Origin of the sequence: Pseudobutyrivibrio ruminis DSM 9787, from assembly GCF_900218035.1 — a bacterium.
GTDB lineage: Bacteria > Bacillota > Clostridia > Lachnospirales > Lachnospiraceae > Pseudobutyrivibrio > Pseudobutyrivibrio ruminis.
Map to the genome: position 1 here is coordinate 240,757 of NZ_OBMR01000003.1, position 23,923 is coordinate 264,679.

23 protein-coding genes are annotated in these 23,923 nt (G+C 39.6%); 17 read left to right on the forward strand and 6 right to left on the reverse strand.

Annotated features, from left to right (window positions below):
- Window positions 1-20 precede the first annotated feature (20 nt).
- From CRN97_RS03110 to CRN97_RS03185, 16 genes are all read left to right on the forward strand, one after another.
- Window positions 21-1,829, forward strand: a complete 1,809-nt coding sequence (locus CRN97_RS03110; protein ID WP_074790690.1) for a methyl-accepting chemotaxis protein — start codon at window positions 21-23, stop codon at window positions 1,827-1,829.
- A gap of 140 nt (window positions 1,830-1,969) precedes the next feature.
- Window positions 1,970-2,407: a hypothetical protein gene (locus tag CRN97_RS03115; protein WP_074790687.1), complete on the forward strand. Its 438-nt coding sequence runs from the start codon at window positions 1,970-1,972 to the stop codon at window positions 2,405-2,407.
- 17 nt (window positions 2,408-2,424) lie between these two features.
- Window positions 2,425-3,153 carry a hypothetical protein gene (locus tag CRN97_RS03120; RefSeq protein ID WP_097075835.1) on the forward strand — a complete coding sequence of 243 codons (729 nt, stop codon included), beginning with the start codon at window positions 2,425-2,427 and terminating at the stop codon, window positions 3,151-3,153.
- A gap of 11 nt (window positions 3,154-3,164) precedes the next feature.
- Complete coding sequence (locus CRN97_RS03125; RefSeq protein WP_049960228.1) at window positions 3,165-3,632, forward strand: hypothetical protein; 468 nt, start codon at window positions 3,165-3,167, stop codon at window positions 3,630-3,632.
- 179 nt (window positions 3,633-3,811) lie between these two features.
- Window positions 3,812-4,663, forward strand: coding sequence for a YitT family protein (locus CRN97_RS03130; protein WP_044933882.1), 852 nt, complete (start codon window positions 3,812-3,814; stop codon window positions 4,661-4,663).
- 241 nt (window positions 4,664-4,904) lie between these two features.
- A complete protein-coding gene (locus CRN97_RS03135) occupies window positions 4,905-6,383 on the forward strand; it encodes an AAA family ATPase (protein WP_090394103.1) in 1,479 nt (492 codons plus the stop codon).
- Between the two features lie 259 nt (window positions 6,384-6,642).
- Entirely contained in the window at window positions 6,643-8,031 is a 1,389-nt protein-coding gene (mgtE, locus tag CRN97_RS03140) for a magnesium transporter (protein WP_097075836.1), read from the forward strand.
- 18 nt (window positions 8,032-8,049) lie between these two features.
- A complete protein-coding gene (locus tag CRN97_RS03145; protein ID WP_097075837.1) occupies window positions 8,050-8,934 on the forward strand; it encodes a ribokinase in 885 nt (294 codons plus the stop codon).
- Window positions 8,935-9,098: 164 nt separating this feature from the next.
- Window positions 9,099-10,382: a PhoH family protein gene (locus CRN97_RS03150; protein WP_074790674.1), complete on the forward strand. Its 1,284-nt coding sequence runs from the start codon at window positions 9,099-9,101 to the stop codon at window positions 10,380-10,382.
- 201 nt (window positions 10,383-10,583) lie between these two features.
- Entirely contained in the window at window positions 10,584-11,837 is a 1,254-nt protein-coding gene (locus CRN97_RS03155) for a DUF3298 and DUF4163 domain-containing protein (protein WP_097075838.1), read from the forward strand.
- A 21-nt stretch (window positions 11,838-11,858) separates the two neighbouring features.
- On the forward strand, window positions 11,859-12,800 hold the full coding sequence (locus CRN97_RS03160; protein WP_097075839.1) for a DUF4349 domain-containing protein: 942 nt from the start codon (window positions 11,859-11,861) through the stop codon (window positions 12,798-12,800).
- 115 nt (window positions 12,801-12,915) lie between these two features.
- Window positions 12,916-13,461, forward strand: coding sequence for a 2-C-methyl-D-erythritol 2,4-cyclodiphosphate synthase (gene ispF / locus CRN97_RS03165; protein WP_090480042.1), 546 nt, complete (start codon window positions 12,916-12,918; stop codon window positions 13,459-13,461).
- Between the two features lie 2 nt (window positions 13,462-13,463).
- Window positions 13,464-14,891, forward strand: coding sequence for a cysteine--tRNA ligase (gene cysS / locus CRN97_RS03170; protein ID WP_090480044.1), 1,428 nt, complete (start codon window positions 13,464-13,466; stop codon window positions 14,889-14,891).
- Window positions 14,876-15,313 carry a Mini-ribonuclease 3 gene (locus CRN97_RS03175; protein ID WP_044933898.1) on the forward strand — a complete coding sequence of 146 codons (438 nt, stop codon included), beginning with the start codon at window positions 14,876-14,878 and terminating at the stop codon, window positions 15,311-15,313. Before cysS ends, CRN97_RS03175 begins: the two co-directional genes overlap by 16 nt.
- A 124-nt stretch (window positions 15,314-15,437) precedes the next feature.
- Entirely contained in the window at window positions 15,438-16,178 is a 741-nt protein-coding gene (gene rlmB, locus CRN97_RS03180) for a 23S rRNA (guanosine(2251)-2'-O)-methyltransferase RlmB (RefSeq protein ID WP_033153880.1), read from the forward strand.
- Window positions 16,150-16,740 (forward strand): sigma-70 family RNA polymerase sigma factor, encoded by a 591-nt coding sequence (locus tag CRN97_RS03185; protein WP_097075840.1) that lies wholly within the window; start codon window positions 16,150-16,152, stop codon window positions 16,738-16,740. Before rlmB ends, CRN97_RS03185 begins: the two co-directional genes overlap by 29 nt.
- Here CRN97_RS03185 and CRN97_RS03190 read toward each other — a convergent pair.
- The 6 genes from CRN97_RS03190 to CRN97_RS03215 all read right to left on the reverse strand — a co-directional run bounded on the left by CRN97_RS03190 (window position 16,737) and on the right by CRN97_RS03215 (window position 22,736).
- Window positions 16,737-17,711 (reverse strand): TRAP transporter substrate-binding protein, encoded by a 975-nt coding sequence (locus tag CRN97_RS03190; protein WP_408633905.1) that lies wholly within the window; start codon window positions 17,709-17,711, stop codon window positions 16,737-16,739. The two genes, CRN97_RS03185 and CRN97_RS03190, sit on opposite strands and share 4 nt — an antisense overlap.
- A 59-nt stretch (window positions 17,712-17,770) precedes the next feature.
- Window positions 17,771-19,060 (reverse strand): TRAP transporter large permease, encoded by a 1,290-nt coding sequence (locus CRN97_RS03195; RefSeq protein WP_097075842.1) that lies wholly within the window; start codon window positions 19,058-19,060, stop codon window positions 17,771-17,773.
- Window positions 19,061-19,062: 2 nt separating this feature from the next.
- On the reverse strand, window positions 19,063-19,701 hold the full coding sequence (locus tag CRN97_RS03200; RefSeq protein ID WP_330371721.1) for a TRAP transporter small permease: 639 nt from the start codon (window positions 19,699-19,701) through the stop codon (window positions 19,063-19,065).
- 159 nt (window positions 19,702-19,860) lie between these two features.
- On the reverse strand, window positions 19,861-20,622 hold the full coding sequence (aroD, locus tag CRN97_RS03205; protein ID WP_097075843.1) for a type I 3-dehydroquinate dehydratase: 762 nt from the start codon (window positions 20,620-20,622) through the stop codon (window positions 19,861-19,863).
- A gap of 16 nt (window positions 20,623-20,638) precedes the next feature.
- Window positions 20,639-21,844, reverse strand: coding sequence for an MFS transporter (locus CRN97_RS03210; protein WP_097075844.1), 1,206 nt, complete (start codon window positions 21,842-21,844; stop codon window positions 20,639-20,641).
- Between the two features lie 16 nt (window positions 21,845-21,860).
- On the reverse strand, window positions 21,861-22,736 hold the full coding sequence (locus tag CRN97_RS03215; protein ID WP_044933910.1) for a shikimate dehydrogenase: 876 nt from the start codon (window positions 22,734-22,736) through the stop codon (window positions 21,861-21,863).
- A gap of 213 nt (window positions 22,737-22,949) precedes the next feature.
- Here CRN97_RS03215 and CRN97_RS03220 point away from each other — a divergent pair, with 213 nt between their 5' ends.
- Window positions 22,950-23,834, forward strand: a complete 885-nt coding sequence (locus CRN97_RS03220; RefSeq protein WP_097075845.1) for a LysR family transcriptional regulator — start codon at window positions 22,950-22,952, stop codon at window positions 23,832-23,834.
- Window positions 23,835-23,923: the final 89 nt, after the last annotated feature.

The following is a 23,923-nucleotide window of genomic DNA, read 5'->3' on the forward strand; positions in this document are numbered from 1 at the left end:
GCTAAGGAGGGGCTTTTACTATGGCAGGAGAAGCAAAGAAGAGGGGTAGTTTAAAAACAATACTTGTTGGAGTTGTAATGGCATCTGTAATGCTTTCTGCAGCTATTGTTTCGGTATTTTCTATTATCAATACCGTAAACACAAACAATACTCAGGTTGAAGTTTACAGATCGAGACTTGTTGAGGATGTTAAGCTTAAATTAAAGCATGAGACAGAAGAAGCAATGAGTATCTGTGCGGTTATGTATGGCAGATACCAGAATGGCGAAATGACACTGGCAGAGGCTGAAAAGGAGTCGGCTGATATTATTCGCGAGCTTAGATATGATGATGGAAATGGATATTTCTGGGTTGATACATCAAAAGGTGTCAACGTAGTTCTTTTGGGTAGAGATACAGAGGGACAGTCTAGATGGGATCTTACAGATTCTTCTGGAAACAAGTTCATTCAGCAGATGATTGAAAATGGTTTGCAAGAAGGTGGTGGCTATACCGAGCTTATGTTTGCAAAGCCAAATGAGACTGAAGAGCTTCCAAAAATCAACTATACAGCGTACTATGAGCCATTTGATTGGGTAATGGGTACTGGTGTATGGGTTGACGATTTGGATGTAGTAGTTGCTGAGTATCAGGCACACGCTCATGAAGCGCTGATGAAGAGCATCATAGAAACTGTAGTAATCATGCTAGTCCTTGTTATTATAGGTTCTGTTGCAGCCTTCCTGGCAGGAGGCAAAATTACACAGCCTATTACTAAAGCAGCTAATCAGATGATTCGAATGTCTAATAGAGACTTTACAGAAAATGAGGCGATGGAAGAGGTTCGAAAGTTGAAGAGCCATAATAATGAAATTGGCGCAATATCTGAGGCTTTGGATATGATGCATGAAAATATTCGTGATTTGATGATTCAGATTTCCGATACAACATCATCAGTTGCATCAGCATCAGAGGAGCTTTCTGCATCCGCTTCGCAGTCAGCTGAGGCTAGTGAGATGGTTGCAACTTCTTGTACAAATGTTGCAAACTCATGCTCAGGCCAGATTAGTGCAGTAACAGATGCTAGCTCAGAGACAGATTCATTTGTTACAAACATGAAGGAGTTCAAGGAAGCAATTAATCGTTCTTCTGAAATGATTAAGTCTACAAATGAAGCTGCTATCAACGGAGCAGCAGATATGACTAATGCAACAGATATGATGAACACAATCAAGGATTCAGTTGAAAACTCTGCAAGAGTAGTAGATGACCTTGGTGAGAGATTAAAGAGTATTGATGAATTCGTTGTAACAATCGCAGAAATCGCAAGCCAGACAAATCTTCTTTCATTGAACGCTTCAATTGAGGCTGCTCGTGCAGGAGAGATGGGTAAAGGATTTGCAGTTGTTGCTAGTGAAATTTCGAAGCTTGCTGATGAATCAAATCAGGCAGCTCAGAAGATTAACGAGCTTATTGCAGCTATCATGAACAATTCAAGAGAAGCTGTAGAGGCTATGAAACAGGGCGCTGAAGAGGTTATCAATGGTTCTGAGCTTGTAAACGAAGCTGGCGAAACATTCAATAATATTGTAAATATGGTTAACTCTATTTCTGAGGAATCCAATACAATGAGCACCATCGTAGAACAGCTTTCCGGTGGAACAGATACCATTGCAAAGAATATTCATGACATAGAGCAGATGAGTATTTCAGTTGCAGATGAGACTTCAAATGTATCGGCTGCATCGCAGGAGCAGACTGCATCATCTTACGAGGTTGCACAGGCTTCTGACCGTCTTGCGGGTAATGCACAAGAACTACAGGATTTCGTTGCACAATTCTCTTTATAATAGATATGTATATTTTAAGGCAGCTAGTTCACTCTAGCTGCCTTTTCTAGATTTAGTATTAATTTGTCTTTTAGTATACAAATTGTTGTGAAAAAGTGGTAAACTAAATTCAGGATAATACGCATAGAAGGGAGAAGTTTATGCAAAACGAATATAATGGAAAACCTATTTTTAGGCATCGTTATGTAAGCATGGACGAGGAATCCATTCGTGAGGAGATTAATAGACTTCAGGGAGAAATCTACGCTATGCAGCGAACTCTGGAGCTCTTTGGTCATGACAATAATGAAATCAAACAACAGGTAGCTGATAATCAAGAGAAGAACGAGAAATTACTTAAGTCTTTAGAGGTAAAAGTTAATGACCTGAAGGATTCACTGGACTATGGCACACCTTTGAAAAAGCAATTGGATAGTGTCACCAAGGATTTTTCAGCTAAAATAGAAGAGGTGTACAATGCTGACAGATTAAAAAAGCAAGAGAAAGGCATGTCCACTTTGACAAGTCTTACCATTATAAATACTGTTCTTTTGATTGTTCTAATAGGACTAGTTGGATATTCAATATTATTTATTTAACTTGGAGTAAATGATTTATGAATTGGGTTGCAGTTAATATTTGTGTTATTATTGTAGGCATTTCTGCTCTTGTAGGTTTGCCTTTCTACTTTAAAAGAAAGAACGCTTTGCAGGCGGCAAGAGAAGAATTTGAATACTATCTTAAGTTGATGGTGCAAATGGACAAACAGTACGCACCACATGTGAGATTACTTACAAACAATCTTAATACAATTAATTATTGGTTAAAGACAGGCAGGGATCCTAGCGAGAGTGAAGAGGATTCAGAAAAGGCGGAAAAAGAAAACAGATTCTTTGCTGGTCTGATGAATCCTGTAGAAGCCAAAAAATGGAAGGATGCCGTTAAAAAAGCAAAAGAGGATGACGAAGAGGACCTTGAAATGAAGTCGCTTCGTGTAAATGAATTCGAGGTTACTGGTATGGAGCCTTCGGATGTAGATCAAGCTAGCATGAAGTTTTGGTACTCTACCGATTTTGGAGAGAACATTTTCTACTGCGTTACTCCAAATGCACTCACAAAGCATCTATATAAGAATGTTTTGTTTTTTACTACAGCTAGACCAAGCAATATACCTTTAGTATATCCATACAAGTACGAGGGTGCCCAGATGCTTTCTTTATACAAGCATCCTGCTCAGACAGTTTGGTTTTTACAGAACTGGAAACTTATCAGAGAGGGGCTTGAAGGGGCAGGAGCTGATACTGTAGCTCTTGATGAGAGCATCACAAACGAATTTGATTTATAAGAGGATTTTAAATGGGAACAAAGGCTGAACAAGAGAAATTCACCAAAGAATTTCTTGAGAGAAAACCTAATAGATGTTCAAAATGCAAAGGTCGTATCCGCTATATCGGAGGAGGCCGATATGAATGTTTTGATTGTGGCAATCAGGAGATCGATGATTTCGGCAGAGTCAAGGAATATATCGATGAGCATGGTGCCACACCAGCTATTATTATTTCAGAACACACTGGCGTGCCAGTTGATATTATCAATGGTATGCTTCGCCAGGGCCGCTTGGAGATTCCAGAGGGAAGCCCTGTATATGTGCAGTGCGAAAGCTGTGGCTGTAGCATCCGCTACGGACGCTATTGTCCAGATTGCATTCGTTCTCGTACCAACAGCCTCAAGGGTGTTTTCTTCAACCCGGAGGTAGGAGAAAAGCCTCAGCGCGAGGTAAAGAAGGAAGATGGCCGCATGCACTTCCTAAAGTTTGACAAATAAATAGAAGACATTTAATAAAGCTAGCATGTAGTCGTAACATGCTAGCTTTTTATTAATTGGAATACTTTAGTCTGCTAATGCGTTACCGTGCTGTGCTGACAAATGTCCGCAAATGGTGTACAATCCATCCTGTTGCAAAAGATATAATCGCAAATAAATTAATTCAAAACAGGTGTGAAATGAAGCAGATATTAAAGACAGCATTGATTGTAGTACTTGGAAATTTTATTTATGCCTTGGGAGTTGCTTTTTTTATTGAGCCATCTGGCTTAATTACTGGCGGCGGCACCGGTATAGCATTGTTCTTTCACCATATGCTTGGTTGGAAGGTCCCTCATGTGGTATTTGTAATAAACACATGTCTATTCCTTATCGGATGGAAGGTGATGGGGCGCAGGTTTGCGGCCAATTCATTACTTTCAACTTTCTGTTTTCCAGTAGAACTTCATATAGCGGAAATACTTGCAGTTTATTTTAGGCCTACTGATGATATAGTGCTTTGCACTGTGTTTGGTGGACTTTTAATAGGTGTCAGCCTGGGAATAGTTATTCGTACAGGCGCATCCACTGGCGGAATGGATATTCCACCTATAGTTCTAAACAAGTTCTTTGGAACCCCTATTTCAGGTGCTATGTGGGTATTTGATATTTGCATTTTAGTATTGCAGGCTTTATTTACAGAAAAGACTTTAGTGCTTTATGGAATAATCCTTGTAATTATATATACAAACACTCTTGATAGAATGCTTATCCTTGGAAAGGCAAGAACTCAGATTAAGGTTGTCAGCAAGAAAAGCGATGATATTCGTAGAGCAATTCTTCAGGATATCGACCGTGGTGTTACTGTGATGTATGGTCGTACAGGCTACCTTGGCAAGGATACCGAAATCACTCTTTCAATTGTAACAGCAAGAGAGCTTGCAAAGACAGAACAGCTTGTTCATGAAATTGATCCAGAAGCATTTATTATTGTAAGTCGTGTTTCAGAAGTTAAAGGAAGAGGCTTTACAGAGCAAAAGAAATATTTATAATCATCTGATTATTATCAAATAATTAATATCATATTGTTGAAAGATAACATGTGGATAACTCATCAAATTTTATGATAAATTTTGGAGAGTTATCCACATTTTTTATGCAATAGCAAAATTTAGCCTCTAAATCCAAAATGGAATGCAAGTATACTTGCAAGATTCTTTCTGAGAACTCTTTACCATGCTAAAGAGTTTTGCTACAATCAAAAAGATAAAAATGGAGTTTAAGGAGAGAAAAATGCCAGTATTTGATTTTGCACAGGAAGAAAAAGACAACAGCGAGGCAGTGAAGACATACACTACTTTTCAATCTGATGAGCCTCAGGCCAGTCCAGAAAAGCCTATTATTATAATTGAAGATAAGGACGGCAAGCTGAGCCATCATGTAAATGGTGTGTTTACAAATCCTATTGCTAGAAGCAGCTTTGAAGCTGAGCTTGCAGATGGGGTTATTTCAAAGGATATATTGCGAGTGGATTCTCGTTTTGTCAGCTTGATTGGATGGCTTGGAGAGAATCACATTCCAGTTAGACTTTCCGGTGCAAACACTGAGGATGGCTATGCAGTTTATAAAATTCGTGAGACATCAACAGGAAACGGAAAACTATCATCAGAGGATGGTTTCCTACAGTTTATGATGGAACGTCTTTTTGCGTCCAATCCACCTTCAGAGGAAGAGCTGGATGAGGAGGATGCAGAAGACGGGGATGATATGAAGCTTACCAGCATTCAGTCTATCACCGATTTTATCACCTGCGCTGGCAGAACATTTCCTGACAATATTCGCCTTTGGGCTAGAAGAAATCTGGCTGTAGCAAAATCTGCTGAGGTTACAATTGAGGAGAGACGTCATGCTCAAAGAGCTCTTTCAATCATGACAAGCATCCAGTGGAAGAGTGATTATTTTGAGGCTATTGATCCGGTTGAGGCAAGACGAATTCTTGATGAGGAATTGTATGGTCTTGAATCAGTGAAGCAGCGAATTATGGAGACTGTAATTCAGGTTAACCGTACTCATACCTTGCCAAGCTATGGCTTGCTTTTGTGTGGGCCAGCTGGAGTTGGTAAATCTCAAATCGCATATGCGGTAGCACGTATTCTGAAATTGCCATGGACAACTCTTGATATGAGTTCAATCAATGATCCTGAGCAGCTTACTGGTAGCTCGCGAATTTATTCTAATGCTAAGCCAGGCATCATTATGGAAGCTTTTGCAAATTCCGGCACAAGCAACCTGGTGTTTATCATTAATGAGTTGGACAAAGCAAATTCCGGCAAGGGCAACGGCAATCCAGCGGATGTGCTTTTGACCCTTCTTGATAACCTTGGTTTCACAGATAATTATATGGAATGTATGATTCCAACTATGGGTGTTTATCCAATCGCTACAGCAAATGTTAAGGCTGATATTTCTGCACCACTTATGTCCAGATTTGCAGTAATTGATATTCCGGATTATACAGTGGAGGAGAAGAAAGAAATCTTCCGCAGATTCTCATTGCCAAAGGTTTTAAAGCGAATTGGAATGAGCCCAGAAGAGTGTCAGGTAACAGAAGACGGACTTGATGCTGTTATGGAAAAGTTTGTAATTTCAACAGGAATCAGAAACGTAGAACAGGCCGCAGAGCACCTTGCAGCAAACGCTTTATATCAGATAGAAGTTGATGGTGTAAAATCAGTAGTATTTAATAGAGAAATGGTTGAAAAACTTTGTTAAATGGGGTTTACAAAGTCTTGTTTTTTATGTTATGTTTTTTATGTAAAATTCAAACAATTAATTCAAATTAAAGAAAGGAGAACAGCTATGGATAAATCAGACAGTCATGGGCGATTATGCTGCGACGAGACATTTTTTATACATATGATTAGCTGTTCTTTTTGTTAATATCAAAAGAGCTTTGTTTTCATGTAAGTAAGGAATGTCATCGTCATTTAAATCAGACATGACATTCTTTTTTTATAGCGGAGAAAGTAACATGGAAACAAAGGATTTATTAGAGGACATCAAGTTACAAGAAATCATCGACCTGCTACGTTCTAATATCAGCGCGGAGGAGCTTATGGAGGCTCTGGACGATTATCATGAAAATGATATCGCTGAAGCGTATGAGGCGCTGGAGCCAGAGGACCGTAGAAGGTTGTTCGATATCTTGGGAGCTGAGCGTCTATCAGAGATTTTCCCTTATATTGAAGATGTAGGTGAATATTTAGCAGAGATTACACCAGAGCAGGCTGCTGACGTCCTGGAAAACATGGATGCCGATGATGCGGTTGATGCTTTGGAAGATATCGAGGATGAGGAAGAGAGAGAGAAGCTCATCGCCCTCATGGATAAGGATGCATCTGCCGATGTACGACTGATTAATTCTTACGATGAGGATGAAATCGGTAGCATGATGACTACCAACTTCATCGTTATCGCAAAGAACTTCACTGTTAAGCAGGCAATGCGTTCGCTGATTTCTCAGTCAAAGGACAACGACAACATCAACACTATTTATGTTGAGGACGAGGACAAGAAATACTACGGTGCTATCGAGCTTCGTGATCTTATTTTAGCTCGCGATTACACCCCATTGGACGATATCATCAGTCATAGCTATCCAAGCGTAAAAGCGGATGCCATGATTGCAGATACAATCGAAGATTTAAAGGATTACGCTGAGGATTCTATTCCAGTTCTTAATCCAAACGACGAAATCATTGGTGTTATCACATCTCAGGATATCATCGAAGCCGTAGATGATGAGATGGGTGAAGACTACGCTAAGTTGGCTGGTTTGACTGCAGAGGAAGATTTAAATGAGAGCTTGCCAGAGAGTATCAAAAAGCGTATTCCATGGCTATTGCTTTTACTTGGCCTTGGTCTTGTAACAAGCTCAGTTATCGGTATTTTTGATAAAGTAGTTGCATCTGTTGCAATTGTTGTTGTGTTCCAGTCATTGATTCTTGATATGGCAGGAAACGTTGGAACACAGTCACTGGCTGTTACCATTCGTGTGCTTATGGACGAGGAGATTTCTGGACTTGAAAAGGCTAAATTCGTTCTCAAGGAAATGCGTGTAGGTGGTACAAACGGATTGATTCTTGGTGTGTTGGCATTATTCTTCATAGCCGTATATTTACATGTATTTAAAGGCTATATTTGGTTTGCTGCCTTTAGAGTATCAAGTATCGTAGGATTTTCACTTTTTATTGCTATGATAGTATCAAGCTTTATCGGAACTATCATTCCAATTTTCTTCCACAAAATTAAAGTGGATCCAGCAGTTGCTTCAGGTCCACTTATCACAACAGTAAACGATTTGGTTGCTGTTGTTACATATTATGGTTTAGCTGGATTATTATTAGTTGGACATATTTAATTGTCTACGGGGGTGCTTATGAAGGTATTAAATTTCGGCTCACTTAATTTAGATTATACCTATCAGGTTCCACACATTGTCAGGGAAGGAGAGACTATTTCTTCTAACGATGTTCAGATGCATTTGGGAGGAAAGGGCTTCAACCAATCTGTGGCGTTAGCCAGAGCAGGAGTGCCTGTTTACCATGCAGGTTTGGTAGGAGAGGAAGGTCTGGATTTTTATGATGCATGCCAGGAATGCGGCATCAAAACTGACTATATCAAAACTGTAACCGGCAGATGTGGCCATACCATCATTCAGGTGGATGATGAGGGCCAAAACAGCATAGTTTTATTTGGCGGTGCAAATCAAAAGAACACAAAAGAATACGTGGATGAAGTTCTAAAGAACTTTGAAACAGGTGACATACTTCTTCTTCAAAATGAGGTAAATGAGCTACCATATATAATTGATCAGGCCTTTGCGAAAGGAATGACCATTGTTTTAAATCCATCACCTATGAATGAAATAATAGATGAATGCGATTTGGGCAAGGTTTCCATATTTGTTTTGAACGAGACAGAGGGCCAGCAGCTGACAGGGCAGACAACACCTACCACAATAGTTGCTGCAATGGAAGCAAGCTTTGCTAATGCAAAAATCGTTCTGACCCTTGGAAAGGGCGGTTCTATTTTCCACCACGGAGATGAGGAATTGTATCAAGCAGCTTTTGATGTGGATACAGTCGATACCACAGCGGCAGGCGATACATTTACAGGATATTTAATTGCTGGAATTCTTAAAAAACAGCCTATGAGAGATGTGCTTGTGAATGCATCTAAGGCAGCTGCTCTTGCAGTTAAAAAACAGGGAGCCGCACAGTCAATTCCATTTATGTCAGAGGTAGAATTATTCAATATGTAATGATAAAACTGGTGCTTTCGGGTGCCAGTTTTTTTATTTGGGACAGTTCTAGATGTGGTGTCTATTTTCACAAAGTTTACATACTTTAGCACAAAATATTGTAGAACTTAGTGCTTAATTGGTATAAAATTAGATTATACAAATTAATAAAGGAGCGTGACCCTATGAAGAAAAACTACGTACTCGACACAAACATCTTGATTCACTGCCCTACAGCACTTTTTGGTTTTGATGACAACAATGTCCTCATTACTACGACAACGTTGCAAGAGCTTGATTCAAAGAAAACTGCTTTTGCGGAAGTGGGCTATGGCGCCAGAGAGAGCATTCGAAACATCGAATCTGTTGAAGGTGATTATGTTAAGGGGGTTACGATGCCAAATGGCGGTACTTTTATCATCGCCAAAGAATCTGAATTTGAAAAGCTGATTCCAGCTGAGTTTTCTCTTGATAGGCCTGACAATAGAATAATCAACTGTGTACTAGGAATTGCAAAGCAATCTGAGCTTGAAACTATTCTGGTTACAAATGATATATCCATGAGAATTAATGCTACAATGTGTGGCTGCGTTGTACAGGGCTATCACAACGAAATGATTCTTGATAATGAGAATTACACAGGTAGAAGGGATATCACTCCAGAAGATATCGAAAGTCCTTTTAATAAGGGCTTTATAGAAAATGAATTTGGAATTTGCAAGGATGGAAGCAATTCTGCTCTTTATACATTTAAGACAGATGGATGGCACCTATTAAAGGATAGAGATTTTTATACACCTTATTGTCAGCCAAGAAACGTAGGTCAGCGATTTGCATTGTATGCGCTATTAGCAAGCCCAGATGTACTTCCACTTGTTATTTTGAAAGGTAGTGCAGGTACTGCTAAGACATTTCTTGCGCTGGCAGCAGGACTTCAGGGTTATTATCATAACGGATACGATCGAATCATGATTACTAGAAGTAATACACTATCTGACAATGATTTAGGTTTCCTTCCTGGTGATTTGGAAGAAAAAATGACTCCTTTAATTGCACCGTTCATGGATAACCTGCAGGTTCTTTTGAAGGGACAAAACGAGGAGAAAGAGCAAATTAAGATTCAAATAGAGGATATGTTTGAAACAGGTATCCTTGAGATTTGTTCATTGGCTTATATGAGAGGACGTTCGCTTGTTAATTCATATATTATTGTAGACGAAGCTCAAAACTGTACAATTGGCCAGATTTTGGAAATCATCACAAGAGCTGGCAAGGGGTCAAAGGTAGTTCTTCTTGGGGATCCTGATCAGATTGATTCTCCAAAGCTTGACAGAAAGAACAACGGTCTTACATTTGCGGCAGAAAGAATGAAGGGCTCAACACTATGTGCTCAAATCACTTTCGAAGAAAGTGAAACTGTTCGTAGCCCACTTGCTGCAGAGGGCGCAAAGAGACTGGTAGTTAAATAGTTTACTATTTCTTTTGTTACAATAAATCCTCCTTTCAAGATGGGATTCCCCAAGGGTGCTTGGGGGATCCTATTTTTGTATTTCTAAAGCAAATGTAAAGAATTCTAAAATCTTTACTGTACTACTTGATATAATACAGAGAATGTGTATACTGAACTTAAACATAGTTTTAGAGTTTTAGGTAATGCGGAGGAACGATTAATGAAAAAGAGAATAGCTATGCTTGCAATCTGTGCAGTTACAGTCACATCTATGTTGGCTTGTGCAAAAGATACAGATTCACAGGATTCAGATACATCAGAGGTTACAGAACAGACACAGGAGGAAGAGAATACAGAAAAAGAGTATTCTAGCGCTTCAGCACCAGAAATCGCATATACATCTGTCAAGGCCGAGGGCTATGATTATTTTGAAGGCCAGGTACAGTGCCTTGAGATTACAGATAACGATCATCCAGAGCTTAAGGCAGCTATCGATGATTATTTCTCAGGCGTAGTATCAAACTTTAATGCTGGCATTGATAGCATGAACGAAGATGCTAAACAGCAGAATGAAGAAATGGGTGACGAAGGATACGAAATGAAGTATTCTGATAATATCACAGTAGATATACAGCGCCGTGATAATAAAGTCCTTAGCTTCATTCTTAATGATTACACATACATGGGAGGTGCTCATGGCGGTGGTACATTTACAGGCGTTAGCTTCGATGTAGGAACAGGCGAGCAAATCACTTTAGATGACCTTGGTGATGCAGATTCTATCAGAGATACATCTAAGGAATACATATTAAACGCAATAGCAACATCTTCAGAAGAGGCTAGAGCAAACCTGTATGAAGATGATGTAATTGATTATAAAGAAGTAATCAATGAGCAGTTTTCAAATGGATATCAGCCAGAATTTTATTTAGATGATGTAGGAATAACATTTGTTTTCCAACAGTATGATATTGCACCATATGCAGCAGGTATGATTTCATTTACTGTTCCTTATTCCGAGTACGATGAAATTGCCGACAGATATACTCCACTTGAAGGTGCGTCATATGCAATTAGTCTTTCTAATGCAGGACTTAATAGCAGTGTTGATTTTGATGGTGATGGTGAGCTTGAAAACATCAGCGTAGTTAACACTTGGGATGAAGAATCTGACAAGAACTACTATATTTTAAGAGTAGACGATGAAGAGCTGAAAGAGGAGTCCGGCAATGGAAGCTGGATTACAGGATATTTCATTCACAATGATGAAGGTAATTTTGTTCTTCTTGTAAATGATGGAATCAGCGTAGATTTGTATGAAGTTTCAAATGGAATCGAAGCAAAAGGACATATGGATACGACACTTTACATAGAGGAAGTCACAGATTCAGGCTTTACACTTGGTGAGCATTTCTATGACGATAACAATGTAGGTTATTGGGATAACGAAGAACAGTACGGATTTGATTTTTAATAGCTAAATAAGGAGGGGGTTATGCGAAAAAGATTATTGACACTGGTAGTTGTAGGTATGATGCTGTTTGCTACATCCTGCGGTGGTGCAGATTCTAGCGGTACAACCGAATTTGCAGCTACCGAATCAAAGTCATCTGGATATGATAGCTTTGGCTTAACCGACAGTGGGGATTACGAGGCCTATGAAGAGACTGGTTACGCTAACGAGAGTGATAGTGAAGTAGATGTAGATTTAGAGGAATATGATACCAGTCGCAAGCTAATATACACATCATATATTAGTCTTGAGTCAAAGAGCTTTGACGATGATGTGGCTGCTATCAAGGAGCTTGTGAGCGCTAACGGAGGCTATTTCGAAAGCACTTCATCATATGGTAATGAGGAATATGGCAGCAGGAGTGCAAGCTTTACAGCACGTATTCCATCTGACAAATATGATTCATTTATGAGCAGTGTAGGTGAGGTTGGCTCGCTTGCATCTAAGAGCGAAAGTGTTGATGATATCACATCAAGCTATGTGGATGTACAGGCTAGACTAAAAAGCTTAAATACAAAGTTAGAACGCTTGCAGGAGCTTGAGGAGCAGGCTGAGAATCTGGAGGATTTACTGGAAATCGAAGACCGCATCAATGAGGTTCAGTATCAGATTGAAAGCTACACAGCTCAAAAGAAAGCTTATGATGACCAGATAGATTACAGTACAGTTTCTATCGATATTACTGAAGTTGCTACATATAGCGAAGTAAAAGCAGATACTGCGTGGAATCGTTTTGTGGAGGCTTTTAGTAGCTCATTTGCAGGATTTGTAGCTTTTATTCAGTGGGTGATTATTGCGATTATTTATCTTTTACCATATCTTCTTATTGCTGGAGTTATTCTTATTATTGTTTTAGTGGTAAGGAAGAATAAAGGTAAAGGAAAATTGTTCAAGAAAAAGGATAAGAAGACAGACCAAAGCTAAATAGGAATTAATGGAAGAGGACTATTAATAGTCCTCTTTTTTTGTTATAATACAGTAGTTTGATAGGTGATATTCTGCCACTAGTGCAGATTTCTTTATATTATTAGGAGGCAACATGAGAATAGGTACAGGTTATGATGTACATAAGCTTGTGGAGGGCCGCGATTTAATCATAGGTGGTGTTAAAATCGAGCATACACTTGGTCTTTTAGGTCACTCCGATGCAGATGTACTTTTACATGCAATATCAGATGCTGTTCTTGGAGCGGCAGGGCTTAAGGATATAGGGGCACATTTCCCAGACACTGATCCTAAATACAAGGGAGCTGATTCCCAGAAGCTTTTAGAAGAGGTTCGTGAGCTTGTTATGGACGAAGGTTATGTAGTTGGAAATGTGGATGCCACAGTTATTGCGCAAGCACCAAAGCTTCGACCATTCATTGACCAGATGGAAGAAAATGTAGCCAGGTGTCTTGGTATAGATGTTTCCCAGGTTAATATCAAAGCTACTACAGAGGAGCATTTAGGCTTCACAGGAAGAGAAGAAGGCATCAGCGCTCAGGCAGTCTGTTTACTATACGAATTTTATGATGGAAGCAATGTAGTGATGGACACAGGACGTAGCTGCGAAGGATGCGCAGGATGCAAAAGAGGAGAATAGTAATGGCAGGAAAATTTACATTTTACAATACTTTAGATAGACAGGTTGAGGAGTTTAAGTCAAACGAAGAGGGCAAGGTTAGCATGTACACATGCGGCCCTACAGTTTATCATTTCGCACATATCGGAAATATCCGTACATACATCATGCAGGATGCTCTTATTAAGTCATTAGAGTACGCAGGATACGATGTTCGCCGTGTTATGAACATCACTGATGTTGGACATCTTTCATCTGATGCAGATACAGGTGAGGACAAGATGGTAGCTGGCGCAAAGCGTGAGCACAAGACAGTTATGGAGATTGCAAAGTTCTACACAGATGCTTTCTTTAAGGATTTCGATGCAGTTGGAAATAAGCGTCCAGATGTTATCGAGCCGGCAACAAACTGCATTCCAGAGTTCATCCACATGGTAGAGGTCCTTCTTGAAAAGGGCTATGCATATGTAGCTGGTGGAAATGTTTACTTTGATACTAGCAAGCTTCAGGATTATTACGTATTCTCTTCATCAGTTGAAAAGGAAGCCCTTGAGGTTGGCGTTCGTGACGACGTAGAAGAGGATGTTAATAAGAAAAACAAGACTGACTTCGTTCTTTGGTTTACAAAGTCTAAGTTCGAGGATCAGGCTCTTAAGTGGGACAGCCCATGGGGCGTTGGTTACCCAGGATGGCACATTGAGTGCTCATGCATTTCAATGAAGCACCTTGGTGAATATATTGATATCCACTGTGGTGGTGTTGATAATATCTTCCCACATCATACAAACGAAATTGCTCAGTCAGAGGCATATCTTGGTCACAAGTGGTGCAATTACTGGTTCCACAGCAATCACCTTAATGACCAGTCAGGTAAGATGTCAAAGTCAAAGGGCGCAATCCTTACAGTTTCTGTACTTCAGGAAAAGGGATATGACCCACTTGTATACAGATTATTCTGCTTACAGTCACACTATCGTAAGCCACTTGTATTCTCTTGGGAGAATTTGGACAACACAGTTCAGGCTTACAACAAGCTTGTAAAGCGTGTTTCAGAGCTCAAGAATGATGGGGCAGTTGATGAGGCTGTTAAGGCTGAGTACGAGGCAAAGTTCCTTGAGGCAGTATCAAACGACTTAAATACATCAATGGCTATCACAGTTCTTTATGATGCTCTCAAGGCAGATACAAACGATGCAACAAAGCTTGCTCTTGTAGAGAGCTTCGATAAAGTTTTATCACTTGATTTGATTGGACATGCGAAGGCTTTAGCAGATGATGCAACATCTGTTGATGCAGAGCTTGAGGCATTCATCAATGATGCAATTGCTCGCCGTGCAGAAGCAAAGAAAGCAAAGGATTTTGCTACAGCAGATGCAATCAGAGCAGAGCTTTTAGAAAAAGGTGTAGAGATTAAGGATACTCGTGAGGGAGTAGTATGGCAGTTGATTTAAACAGCTATTTTAATGAACAGTTTGGCATAGAACAAAAGGATATTCGCACATATTCGCCTCTTACCCTTGCGTACATTGGCGATGCAGTGTTTGATATCATCATTCGTTCTATCCTTGTAAATAAGGGCAATACGCCCGTTAACAAGCTTCACCAAAGGGCAAGTCAGGTAGTCAAGGCTCAGACCCAGGCTGCTATGGTATTGGCCCTTATGGACCAGCTTACAGAAGCAGAGTCTGACTGGTATCGCCGTGGCCGCAATTCCAAGCCTCACACAAAGGCAAAGAATGCATCCACAATGGACTACCTGGAGGCTACAGGCTTTGAAGCGGTGCTTGGATACCTTTATCTCACAGGAGATATGGACCGTATATGTGAGCTTGTGACACGCGGTGTGGAAGCCGTGGAGTTGGATATTCTATAATTGTAGTTATTAGAAAGAGTGAGTTTTTGCAGATAACAATCTATTAGGTTTCTGGAAGAGACGTTCTAGTCGATGGAAGAAATCTAATGATTGTGATTGTAGCAAAAACGTAGGTTTTAGAAAAATGGAAGAAAGTAGAATTGTAGAAGGCCGTAATGCTGTATTAGAGGCCTTTAGATCTGGAAAAACTATCGATAAGTTGTTTGTTTTGGAAGGCTGCAAGGATGGCCCAATCCAGACAATACTTAGAGAAGCAAAGAAGAGCAAAGACACAGTTATCAGCTTTGTTAAGAAGGAGCGCTTAGATCAGCTTTCAGAGACTGGCAAGCATCAGGGTGTTCTTGCATATGCTGCTAGCTATGACTATGTTGAGCTTGATGAAATCATGGAGAGAGCAAAGGCTAAAGGCGAGGCTCCATTCCTTATCATCCTTGATAACATCGAGGATCCACACAACCTTGGAGCAATCATTCGTACTGCAAACCAGGTTGGTGCTCACGGCGTAGTTATTCCAAAGCACAGAGCAGTTGGTCTTACAGCAACAGTTGCAAAGGCTTCAGCTGGTGCTATCAACTACACACCAGTAGCAAAGGTTACAAACATCAGCAAGACAATGGAAGAGCTCAAGGAGCAGGGAATGTGGTTTGTATGTGCCGATATGGGTGGCACAACAATGTACGACCTTAATCTTACAGGTTCAATCGGTCTTGTAATTGGAAATGAAGGACATGGGGTTTCTGACTTAGTTAAAAAGAACTGTGACATGATTGCATCAATTCCTATGTTTGGTGATATCGATTCACTTAATGCATCAGTTGCTTGTGGAGTTTTAGCTTATGAAATCGTTAGACAAAGAATACAGTAATTTATCGGACGAAGAGTTAATCATAAAATATCGGGATGGCGATCAAGCCATCCTGAATTTTATATGTGAAAAGTATAAGCCTCTCGTTTTAAAGAATTCCAAAAAGTACTTTTTGGTTGGCGGAGAAAACGAGGATCTTATTCAAGAGGGAATGATAGGGCTTTTCAGCGCTATTGGCGACTATGATATTTCCTCGGATGTTACATTCTTCCATTTTGCGCAGATGTGTATTGATCGCCAGATGATTAAGGCTATCGAGGCCAGCAATCGTAAAAAGCATTCGCCATTAAACGCCTATGTTTCACTTTATGATGAGGATGGCTCGGAGAGAGAAGAGCCTGCATTTACTACCGATGATCCTGCCGAGATTGTTATCGAAGCAGAGGAAAATCTTGACCTTATAGACAGACTGAAAAAAGCCTTGTCTCCTATGGAAAAGCAAGTCTTTGAGTTATATATGCAGGATTATGACTATAGAGAAATAGCTGCAAAATTGGGAAAAACGGAGAAGTCCGTAGACAACACCTTGACCCGTATAAAGGCCAAGGCGCGTGGAATTTAATATAGAATACCTTTGGTGTAGATCTCGTATAGTTCGGGGTCTACATTTTCTTTTATGCTGTCATATACTGGTGTGGCTGCTTCACGAATCTGCTCACGAATATCATCGGAAAGAGGAATGATTTCTGTACCACTTTCTTCGATAGTAGCGATTCTTGATGCAATACGGTCATCAGATTGCTGACGGGCATATTCTGTAGCGATTGTAGCAGCCTGACTAATTATTTCTTGCTGCTCAGGTGTCAGGGTGTTCATAAACTCATCACTGGCTACAAGGGAGATTAAATGAGGCAGGTGATTGGTTTCAACAACATAATCCTGCTGCTCATATAATCTGTTTGAAACAATAACTTCATATGGGTTTTCCTGAGCATCAATTGTGCCTTGCTGTAATCCAATGTATACCTCGGAGAAAGTCATTGGAGTAGGAGAGGCTGAAAGGCATTTCCAAAAGGCTAAGTGATATGAGTTTTCCATTGTTCTGATTTTTTGTCCCTTGAAGTCTGAGAGGGAATATACAGGAGAGTTTGTAGTCATGACTCTGAAGCCCTGATCAGCGTATCCAAGTAATTGATAACCGCCTTCTACATAAACTTCTGATATTTTATCCATAAATTCAGGATTATCTACCTTTTCTCGGACATCATCGATTGTGCTGAAAAGACATGGCATATCGAATATAGCAACATCAGGAAGGAATGTTACCTGAGGTGCTGTGTTTTGTACGATAAAAGGAATATCACCATCTTTGCAGGATTCCAGTAACTCTCTATCGCCACCTAAAACGCTGTTAGGATACACCTGGATAACCATTTGGCCATCACTAAGCTCGTATACTTCTTCAGCGAATTTTTCAGCATATATCTGAGTGACTGTATCCTCTGGGCTGGATGTGCCAAGAGGCCAAGCGTAAGTCTGGGTTTCAGATACAGCTGTGGATTTTCCGCAAGATGTAAATGATAAAACAATCATTAATGATGTTGATAAAGCTAGTAGTTGTTTAAATCTCATATTGTTTCTCCTGATACGGTTTATAAAAGAACTAAGCTGATGGCTGGAATGAATGTGATAAGTAACAAAGCAACTAAGAACATTAAAATCATAGGCATTGCCTTCTTAGCAATATCCATAACAGGCACATCTGTAAGTGAACTTGCAACGAAAAGATTTACACCAATTGGAGGTGTTACAAATCCAATTGCAAGGTTAACAACCATCATAATACCGAAGTGAACGCCATCCATGCCTACAGCCTGAACTATAGGAAGCAGGATAGGAGATAAAATAAGGATGGCAGGAGTTGTATCCATAACCATTCCTACAATGAGAAGGAATAGGTTGATTACAAGTAAAAGGATAATCTTGTTTGTAAAATTATCCAGAATATATCCGCTTACAAGCTGTGGTACCTGCATTAATGTAAGCACTCGTGAGAATGCAGTTGATGCAGCAAGAATGAAAAGGATTGGTGCGTAAGTTTTCATTGCTTCCACAAAAATATTCCATATATCGGAAATGCGAATTGTCTTGTAAACAAATAAGCTGACTACCAATGCATAAAATACTGAGATAACGGCAGCTTCTGTAGGTGATGCTATGCCGGCATAAATACATCCAAGTACGATGATTGGACTAAGTATTGCAAAGAAGCTGTCTTTGAAGATTTTTCCAAATCCCTTTGCATGAAGTGCGTCGATTTCAGCGTTAATCTTTTCTTTATCTTCACCACAGCATTTGCAGTGAATGTAAGCGTAAAGCATTAAAAGTGCACTTATAAGGATTCCAGGAATGATACCTGCAATAAACAGGTTGCCTACTGATTCGCCTGAAGCCATTGCATACATAATAAAAGGAATACTAGGTGGAATGATAACACCAAGTCCACCGGCAACAGCGACAATTGCTGTAGAAAACTTTTTATCATATCCCATATTAAGTAGGAGAGGGATAGTCATGGAGCCAACGGCAGCAACTGTAGCAGGTGCAGAACCGGAAATAGCACCATAGAAAAGACATGTGATGATTACAGCACATGGAACGCCTGCAGTTTTCTTACCAATAAAATACGAGAACACGTCAAATAACTTTTTGGAAATCTGACCATGAGCCATAATGATTCCTGATAAAACAAACATTGGAACTGCAAGAAGAGGGAAGCTGTCGATACCGCCCACCATGGAACGGATTACATAGCTTGCACTTGCAGTAAATGAAGGATCAAATGCTCCTGGAAGAACAGCAACTATACCAAGTGAGATTGATACAGGAATGGCTATAATTAAGCAAATTACAAAAAGAATAAGTACAGTGATTGCGCTCATGCTTAATTTCCTCCTTCCTTGTTGCTGGTATTGTCATGTTCGAGTATTTCTTTATTAAAGTTTTCCTGTGAAAGGAGATTACTCATAGAATTCTTGAGATTTGCACGTCTTTCAAGCTCTGCCAAGTGAGATGGCCAATCCTTGAGCTCTTCCTGATGGATGACATTATGCCACTCTAAAAACCATCTTTCCAAGATTCGGATAGCACATAGTGTGAAGCACACAAGTGGAGCTGACTGTACGTAATACATAGGAATTCCGCAGGCAGGAGAAACCTGACCGCTTTCTATAGTTGCCATAAGGTATCTGTAGGCAAAAGGTATTAAATATACAAAGAAAACAAATTCTACTGTAAGATTTAATACTTTAACGGATGCCTTTTTTCTTGGCTTGAGATTTCGGATGAACTGGTCGATTTTAATTGAAATACATTTTTTGGTGCATAAGCTTACACTGAAAAATGCTGACCAGATAAATAGATATCTAGTGATTTCTTCTGACCAAGAGAGAGAAGCGCCTAGAATGTAGCGGCAGAAAATCTGAATGCCCATAATGACACTCATTGCAATAAGAAGAACGACCATGATGAATTCTTCAAGGTATTCATCTACAAAGAAAAAAATACGTTTGATTCCAGTCATATAATGGTACCCCTTTGGCTAGTTTGTATGATATAAGTATAAACATTATGAAATACTTTAGCAAAGTAAAGTTAAAATAATTCAGAATATTTACACTAAATTCTTAAAATTAAAGGGCAATTTGTGCTAAGCACAAACCGCCCTTATAAGACTTAATAATTACATTGAACCATGTATAAGATTAAGTATTGTAGAAAGGTCTGATGCGTTCATCTGGCCTGGTGCAGAAGCCTTTCCAACAGCACCGAATGTGAGAGCAGAGCCGAATGCTTCGCCGCAAAGACGGCTAACAAGTCCTGTGCCTGCCATAGACATTGTGATGATTGGACAATCTGCATAATTGCTTGCCATTTCTTCTGTTGCAGCAAGGAGTGTAACTACATCCTTTTTGCAAGTAGGCATAACAGCAATCTTTGGGATATCTGCGCCAAGTTCCTGCATTTTACGAAGACGAGAAACGATATCGTCCTTGTCAGGAGTCTTGTCGAAGTCATGATTAGAAGCTACAACCTTTACTCCGTTTGCATGAGCACTAGCAACAATATCCTTAACAATATCATCACCTGTGAAAACTTCTACATCAACTAAATCTACCATACCAGTTGCAGCTGCATTCTTATTAAGTGTAGCGTAAGCATCTTTCTCGATAGATTTTTCTCCACCTTCGTTGCTTGTTCTGAAAGTGAAGAGGAGAGGTGTGTCACCAAGAGCAGCTCTTAAATCCTTAAGAACGTCCTCAACCTTTGAAAAATCAAATACATCATCAAACCAGTCAACACGCCATTCAACTACATCATGTGCAACGCCGTTGAATGAAGCAGCTGCTGCGAGGATGTCTTCTTTTGTTTTTCCAACGATGGGAACGCAAATCTTTGGTACACCTTCGCCAATAACAACATTTCTAACTTTTACTGTATTCATATTATTTTCCTCTGTTTTATGAATTTGCCTCTACCATCTTAGTGTATCTAAGATTTACAAATAATCCAAGTAATACGCCAACAGCTGTAAGTACAATGTTCATAACCATAACGCCTGATGGTGTCATCTGTGAAGCAGCTGTAAGGATAGTGTAGTTGCAAAGTGATGAAGCAATCATTACAAGTGCTGTAACTGTACCCTTAATCTTAGGGAAGAGCATGTTACATACTGATGTAGCAATCTGAAGAAGTCCGCCGGCACCAGCCCAACCGATAACGAATGCTGCAACCTTACATAATCCAACTGAAGGAGCTGAAAGAACTAAAATCAATGTTACAAGGCAGATAACTGGGTATGCAACGATGAAACGAACGTCCTTAATCTTACGTGTAAGAAGAGCAGTAACGATAAGAGCAAGGATTGTACCCATTGAGTAGTATGTCTGCATGATTGAAGGATCTTCCCAACCAACATTTGTCTTAGCAAAGTTCTGTGCACAGTTAAGCCATAACTGGAATGTACCTGTACATGTGAAACCGATAAGAATCATAGCAACTGACTCGATAGAGAAGTGAGTGTGCTTTAAGCTATCGATAAGACCTTCCTTCTTTTCAGCTGCAGCTGCATCTGAATCTGGAAGTGGAAGGATAAGGATAAGTACAAGTAATACGATGTAAGCAACGCCGCAAACATAGAAGAGTCTGTTGTAAGAAACAAGACCTGCTGCGTTTGTTGCAACTGTCATTCCAAGGAAGAATGGAAGTAACATCTGTGAAATAGCGATAAAGAACTTAATTCCCATTGTAGCTACACCAGGAGCATCGCTGATAATCTCAGCAACAGCTGGGTAAATACCAGTATCAAGGAATGAGTTTGCAATACCACCAACGATAGCACATACGTAAGCAATCTGATAACCACCGTTAACGCCAGCATTGAATGCCATAGCAAGACCGATGAGGTAGATAGCATATGAAGCTCCACCGATCATAACTGAAATACGACGACCTAACTTATCAGAAAGAGGTCCAGCGAATGGAAGAGCAATAAGTCTACCAAGACCAAGTGCTGCTGAAATAGCAGTGATTGACATTACCTCTACGCCCCAACTTGTTGCAAGAGCTTCCTTAATTACTGATTGTCCTAAGATTGAGCAACCAACTCCGTGAATAAAGTAATTCAAATAAAGAATTAAAGCTGCTGGAAAATATTTCTTGTTCATATTTTTCTCCTTAAATTTACTCGTACTTAATTCCAAGTACTTCTTTCATGTGTTCGATTGGCATTTCTTTGCCTGTCCAAAGCTTGAATGCTGCAGCGCCCTGGAATAACATCATTCCAAAACCGTTCATTCTCTTACATCCAACTTCCTCAGCCATCTCAAGGAACTTTGTCTTAGCTGGTGCGTAAACTGTATCAGTTACGATAAGGTCTGGACGAAGATATGAAGTATCTGGTAACCATGTCTGTCCTTCAAGTGGCTTCATACCCATACCTGTTGCGTTTGCAAGAAGGTAAGAATCAGCGATTTCTCTTCTAAGAGCATCAAGGTCTGCTAAGTCATAAAGTGTAGCCTTGCAGTTTGTTCTCTCGTTGATTTTGTTAACTGTTTCCTGAGCGTTATCCCAGAAAGCATCCTTTACGTTGAAGATAGACATTTCTTTAACGCCATCAAGTGCAGCCTGGATCTGGATAGCAGTACCAGCACCGCCGCAACCAACGATTGTCATTTTCTTTCCGATAACATCGATATCGTAGTCCTTAAGTGACTGCATGTAACCGATACCGTCTGTGATGTGACCTGTAAGAACACCGTTCTCATTTACGATTGTGTTTACAGCTCCGCAAAGCTCAGCAGCAGGAGATAACTTATCAAGATACTTACCTACTACAGTCTTGTTAGGCATAGAAACGTTTGAGCCTACAAGCTTAAGTGCTCTGATACCTTTTACAGCATCCTCGAGTGTGCTATTATCTACCTCAAATGCGAGATAAGCATAATCGAGACCAAGATATGCAAATGCTTCATTGTGCATAGCTGGTGAGCTTGAGTGTCTGATTGGATAAGCCATAAGTCCGATAAGCTCTGTGTGTCCTGTAATTCTTTCTGCCATAATTTTAATTCCTCCATAAATTCTTTAAGATTTTGCATGCCCTTTGTTAAAATCTTAACAGTCTTTATACATATATTTTAATGTGTATTACTGTATAATTCCAATACTTCTATTGCATATTATTAATAGCTTTTAGCTATCAATTGTGGTAAAATTGATAATAAGTAATAAAAATACAACAATTATATTGTGCAAAACGGAGAGAGGAGAACTATGACTCTAAATCAAATGATGTATTTTTATGAGGCCGCTAGATTACAGCATTTCAATCAGGCTGCAGAAAAGCTTCATATATCAGAACCATCCCTTAGCCGCTCAATAAATGCCCTTGAATCAGAGCTGGGAGTAGTCTTATTTGAAAGAACTGGACGAAACGTAGTTCTGACCAAAACAGGAGATATTTTTTACGAGCACGTTGATAGAATTCTAAATGAAATCAACTTGGCTGATCGAAAAATGCATCAATTGACAGGTTCAGGAGGGCATATTGATTTAGCATATGTGGCTCCACTTGCTGGTTCGTTTATTCCGAATGTTTGTAGAGCTTTCCTATTAGAAGATAAAAATAGCGAAGTAACATTCAATTTCCATCAGGATATCACTTCTAAAAATATAGAAGGTTTAAAGTCGGGTAACTACGATATTATATTTGGTTCCTTTGTGAAGGATGAGCCAAATATAAAGTTTATTCCTATATTACAACAGGAACTTGTAGTAATCATTCCTAAGGGACACCCATTAGCAGAAAACGATACAGTGGATGCATCAATCTTTGAAGAATATCCTGTTTTGGGGTACACACGCAAATCAGGCTTAGGTCGTTTGACCAGGGACTTCTTTTTGCAGAATAAGGTTGAGCCTAACTTTATCTGTGAATCACCTGATGAAAATGGTATAGCAGCCCTTGTTGCAGCTAACTTTGGAATAGCCCTTGTTGCGGATGTAGATAGTATTCACAGAGATGACGTTATAATAAAGAAGCTTTCCACAGAATATAGTCTTTCACACACTGTTTATATGGCATATATGAAAGGAAGATATCAGATGCCTGCCGTAAAACGTATGATTGACTTCATATTGGTACATTCTATGCACTAATTAATTACAAAAAATGAATTGGATTTTGATATTAAAGCGGGATTATACTTTTCTTATAAAAAAGGAAAGCATGCCCGCTTTTCATCTTG

Excerpts from the sequence above, each read along its gene's own strand:
- CRN97_RS03110 (WP_074790690.1), top strand. The coding sequence starts at position 21 with ATGGCAGGAGAAGCAAAGAAGAGGGGTAGTTTAAAAACAATACTTGTT.
- CRN97_RS03115 (WP_074790687.1), top strand. The coding sequence starts at position 1,970 with ATGCAAAACGAATATAATGGAAAACCTATTTTTAGGCATCGTTATGTA.
- CRN97_RS03120 (WP_097075835.1), top strand. The coding sequence starts at position 2,425 with ATGAATTGGGTTGCAGTTAATATTTGTGTTATTATTGTAGGCATTTCT.
- CRN97_RS03125 (WP_049960228.1), top strand. The coding sequence starts at position 3,165 with ATGGGAACAAAGGCTGAACAAGAGAAATTCACCAAAGAATTTCTTGAG.
- CRN97_RS03130 (WP_044933882.1), top strand. The coding sequence starts at position 3,812 with ATGAAGCAGATATTAAAGACAGCATTGATTGTAGTACTTGGAAATTTT.
- CRN97_RS03135 (WP_090394103.1), top strand. The coding sequence starts at position 4,905 with ATGCCAGTATTTGATTTTGCACAGGAAGAAAAAGACAACAGCGAGGCA.
- mgtE (WP_097075836.1), top strand. The coding sequence starts at position 6,643 with ATGGAAACAAAGGATTTATTAGAGGACATCAAGTTACAAGAAATCATC.
- CRN97_RS03145 (WP_097075837.1), top strand. The coding sequence starts at position 8,050 with ATGAAGGTATTAAATTTCGGCTCACTTAATTTAGATTATACCTATCAG.
- CRN97_RS03150 (WP_074790674.1), top strand. The coding sequence starts at position 9,099 with ATGAAGAAAAACTACGTACTCGACACAAACATCTTGATTCACTGCCCT.
- CRN97_RS03155 (WP_097075838.1), top strand. The coding sequence starts at position 10,584 with ATGAAAAAGAGAATAGCTATGCTTGCAATCTGTGCAGTTACAGTCACA.
- CRN97_RS03160 (WP_097075839.1), top strand. The coding sequence starts at position 11,859 with ATGCGAAAAAGATTATTGACACTGGTAGTTGTAGGTATGATGCTGTTT.
- ispF (WP_090480042.1), top strand. The coding sequence starts at position 12,916 with ATGAGAATAGGTACAGGTTATGATGTACATAAGCTTGTGGAGGGCCGC.
- cysS (WP_090480044.1), top strand. The coding sequence starts at position 13,464 with ATGGCAGGAAAATTTACATTTTACAATACTTTAGATAGACAGGTTGAG.
- CRN97_RS03175 (WP_044933898.1), top strand. The coding sequence starts at position 14,876 with ATGGCAGTTGATTTAAACAGCTATTTTAATGAACAGTTTGGCATAGAA.
- rlmB (WP_033153880.1), top strand. The coding sequence starts at position 15,438 with ATGGAAGAAAGTAGAATTGTAGAAGGCCGTAATGCTGTATTAGAGGCC.
- CRN97_RS03185 (WP_097075840.1), top strand. The coding sequence starts at position 16,150 with ATGAAATCGTTAGACAAAGAATACAGTAATTTATCGGACGAAGAGTTA.
- CRN97_RS03190 (WP_408633905.1), bottom strand. The coding sequence starts at position 17,711 with ATGATTGTTTTATCATTTACATCTTGCGGAAAATCCACAGCTGTATCT.
- CRN97_RS03195 (WP_097075842.1), bottom strand. The coding sequence starts at position 19,060 with ATGAGCGCAATCACTGTACTTATTCTTTTTGTAATTTGCTTAATTATA.
- CRN97_RS03200 (WP_330371721.1), bottom strand. The coding sequence starts at position 19,701 with ATGACTGGAATCAAACGTATTTTTTTCTTTGTAGATGAATACCTTGAA.
- aroD (WP_097075843.1), bottom strand. The coding sequence starts at position 20,622 with ATGAATACAGTAAAAGTTAGAAATGTTGTTATTGGCGAAGGTGTACCA.
- CRN97_RS03210 (WP_097075844.1), bottom strand. The coding sequence starts at position 21,844 with ATGAACAAGAAATATTTTCCAGCAGCTTTAATTCTTTATTTGAATTAC.
- CRN97_RS03215 (WP_044933910.1), bottom strand. The coding sequence starts at position 22,736 with ATGGCAGAAAGAATTACAGGACACACAGAGCTTATCGGACTTATGGCT.
- CRN97_RS03220 (WP_097075845.1), top strand. The coding sequence starts at position 22,950 with ATGACTCTAAATCAAATGATGTATTTTTATGAGGCCGCTAGATTACAG.